Annotated in this window: 1 protein-coding gene; it reads left to right on the top strand. The window is 69.9% G+C overall.

From position 1 onward, the window contains the following. Nucleotides 1–396: 396 nt before the first annotated feature. Nucleotides 397–2,857, top strand: a 2,461-nt coding sequence (locus VIB55_RS15440; RefSeq protein WP_331877555.1) for a M14 metallopeptidase family protein, incomplete at its 3' end; no start/stop codon positions are given.

Genomic DNA, 2,857 nt, shown 5'->3' with positions numbered 1-2,857 from the left:
CGGCGCGGCGCCACACGGCGCGGCTGACGTGCTCGTCGGCCAGGATCAGGGCGAGGCCCAACAGAACGGACGTGATACCGAGGATGGCGGGCATGGAACGGCTCCAGCGGGGGGACCAGGAAGAGGGGACCTGCGTCCGCCGACGGGAACAGACGGCGGACGCAGTGCAATATGGGGCGCCCGGTCCGGGGCGCAAGTCTACCGTCAGCGGAGGGTGACGGGCTCCCTCGACACCCGCTCACGATCCTAGTCCCGCCTTGACACCCCCGGACGCGCGTTCGATTCTAGGAGTTCACCAAGGTGTATACGGAATCCGCAACCGACGGACGGAGGCGCACCGCTTTGATTTCGTTCAGAACACGCCGCGCGGCCTGTGCGCTGGCGCTGGCCGCCGCAGTGCTGCCATCGGCGCGCGCCGACGCGCAGCAGCGGCTGACCAGCCCCGAGCAGCAGTTCGGCCACGCCATCGGCGCCGACTACGTGCTGCCCAACTACCAGGCGCTGACGGCGTACTGGCGCAAGCTGGACGCCGAGAGCGACCGGATGACGATGGTGGACATCGGCCGCACGGCCGAGGGGCGCACACAGCTGATGGCCATCGTCACCAGCCCCCAGAACCACCGCACGCTGGAGCGCTACCGCGAAATCAGCCGCACCCTGGCCATGGGCCGGGCCGACAGCGCCACGGCCGCGCGGCTGGCGGCGGAGGGCAAGGCGGTGGTGTGGATCGACGGCGGGCTGCACGCCACCGAGGTGCTGGGCGCGCAGCAGCTGATGGAAACGCTCTGGCACTTCGTCAGCCGCGACGACGCCGAAACGCGGCGCATCCTGGACGACGTGATCATCCTGTTCGTGCACGCCAACCCCGACGGCATGGACCTGGTCAGCGACTGGTACATGCGCAATCCCACCCGCGAGGCGCGCTCCACGGGCAACATCCCGCGGCTGTACCAGAAGTACATCGGCCACGACAACAACCGGGATTTCTACGCCTCGACGCAGCCCGAGACGGAGAACATGAACCGGGTGATGTACCGCGAGTGGTTCCCGCAGATCGTGTACAACCACCACCAGACGGGCCCCACGGGCACGGTGATGTTCGCGCCGCCCTTCCGGGACCCGTTCAACTACGTGTACGACCCGCTGATCGCCACCGGCATCGACATGGTGGGCAGCGCCATGCACAACCGCTTCATCGCCGAGCGCAAGCCGGGCGTCACCACCCGGCGCGGCGCCAACTACAGCACCTGGTGGAACGGCGGCCTGCGCACCACGACGTACTTTCACAACATGATCGGGCTGCTGACGGAAACCATCGGCAATCCCACGCCCATGGACATTCCGTTCGTGCCCAGCCGGCAGCTGCCCAGCACCGACCTGGTGTCGCCCATCGCGCCGCAGCGGTGGCACTTCCGGCAGTCCATCGACTACTCGGTGACGGCCAACTACGCCGTGCTGGACTACGCCAGCCGCTATCGGCCCACGCTGCTGATGAACTTCTGGCGGATGGGCCGCAACTCCATCGAACGCGGCAGCACCGACAGCTGGACCACGTATCCGCGCCGGGTGGATTCGGTACGCGCCGTGATCGCGTCGGAGCGGCAGGGGCAGCGCACCGACGGCACGGCGGTGATGTCGGGCGGGGGCATCTTCCAGGGCGCGCCCAACGCGCAGGAGTCCGCGCGCTACCTGGGGCTGCTGCGCCGCCCCGAGTGGCGCGACCCGCGGGCATACGTGATGTCCGCCGAGCAGGAAGACTTCCCCACGGCCACCAAGTTCGTCAACGCGCTGCTGGAAACGGGCGTAGAGGTGCACCGGGCCACGGCGCGGTTCTCGGCGGGCGGCAAGACGTATCCCGCCGGCTCGTACGTGGTACAGAGCGCGCAACCGTTCCGCCCGCACGTGCTGGACATGTTCGAGCCGCAGGACCATCCCAACGACTTCCTGTACGAGGGCGGCCCGCCCATTCCCCCGTACGACAACGCGGGATGGACGCTGGCGTACCAGATGGGCGTGGCGTTCGACCGCGTGCTGGAGCCGGTCACCGGCCCGCTGCAGCCCCTGACGGCGTGGAACGTCGCCCCCCCGGCCACGGAGGTGAGCTCGCCCCGGTGGGCGCCGCAGGGGTTCACGGTCTCGCCCCGGCAGAACGACGCGTTCACGGCCGTCAACCGGCTGATGGCGGCCGGCGTGCCGGTGTTCCGGGTGGCGAGCGCGAACCCGGGGCGCGAGGAGGTGGGCGACTTCTGGTTCCCGTACCGGGAGGCGACCGCCCACGTGCGGTGGATGACGGACACGCTGGGCATCACCGTGGAGCCGTCGCCCCGGCGCCCCGCCGACGCCGTGCCGCTGCGACCCGCGCGCATCGGCCTGGTAGACCGCTACGGCGGGCTGATGCCCAGCGGCTGGACACGGTGGATCCTGGAGCAGTTCCAGTTCCGCCACCAGGTGGTGTTTCCGCCCGAGCTGGACGCGGGCAACCTGAACGCCAAATACGACGTGCTGGTGTTCGTGGATGGCGCCATCCCCGAGCGCGAGCCGCGCGGCGGGAGCATGGCGGGCATGCCCAGCCCCGACGCGGTGCCGGCGGAGTTCCGCGGGCAGCTCGGCAACGTGACGGTGGAGCGGACGGTGCCGCAGCTTCGCGCGTTCATGCAGAACGGGGGCACGGTGCTCACCATCGGAAGCTCCACCGTGCTGGCCCAGCACCTGGGGCTGCCCATCACCGACTACCTGACGGAGGCGGGGCCTGACGGGCAGCCGCGCCACCTGCCGCGCGAGAAGTACTACATCCCCGGCAGCATCCTGCGTGTGAAGGTGGACGCGAGCGCGCCGATCGCCGCGGGGATGCGCGAGG

The organism is Longimicrobium sp., from assembly GCF_036554565.1.
Taxonomy (GTDB): Bacteria; Gemmatimonadota; Gemmatimonadetes; order Longimicrobiales; family Longimicrobiaceae; genus Longimicrobium.
The sequence above is the reverse complement of the archived record's forward strand: the minus strand, read 5'-3'. Positions and strand labels throughout refer to the sequence as shown.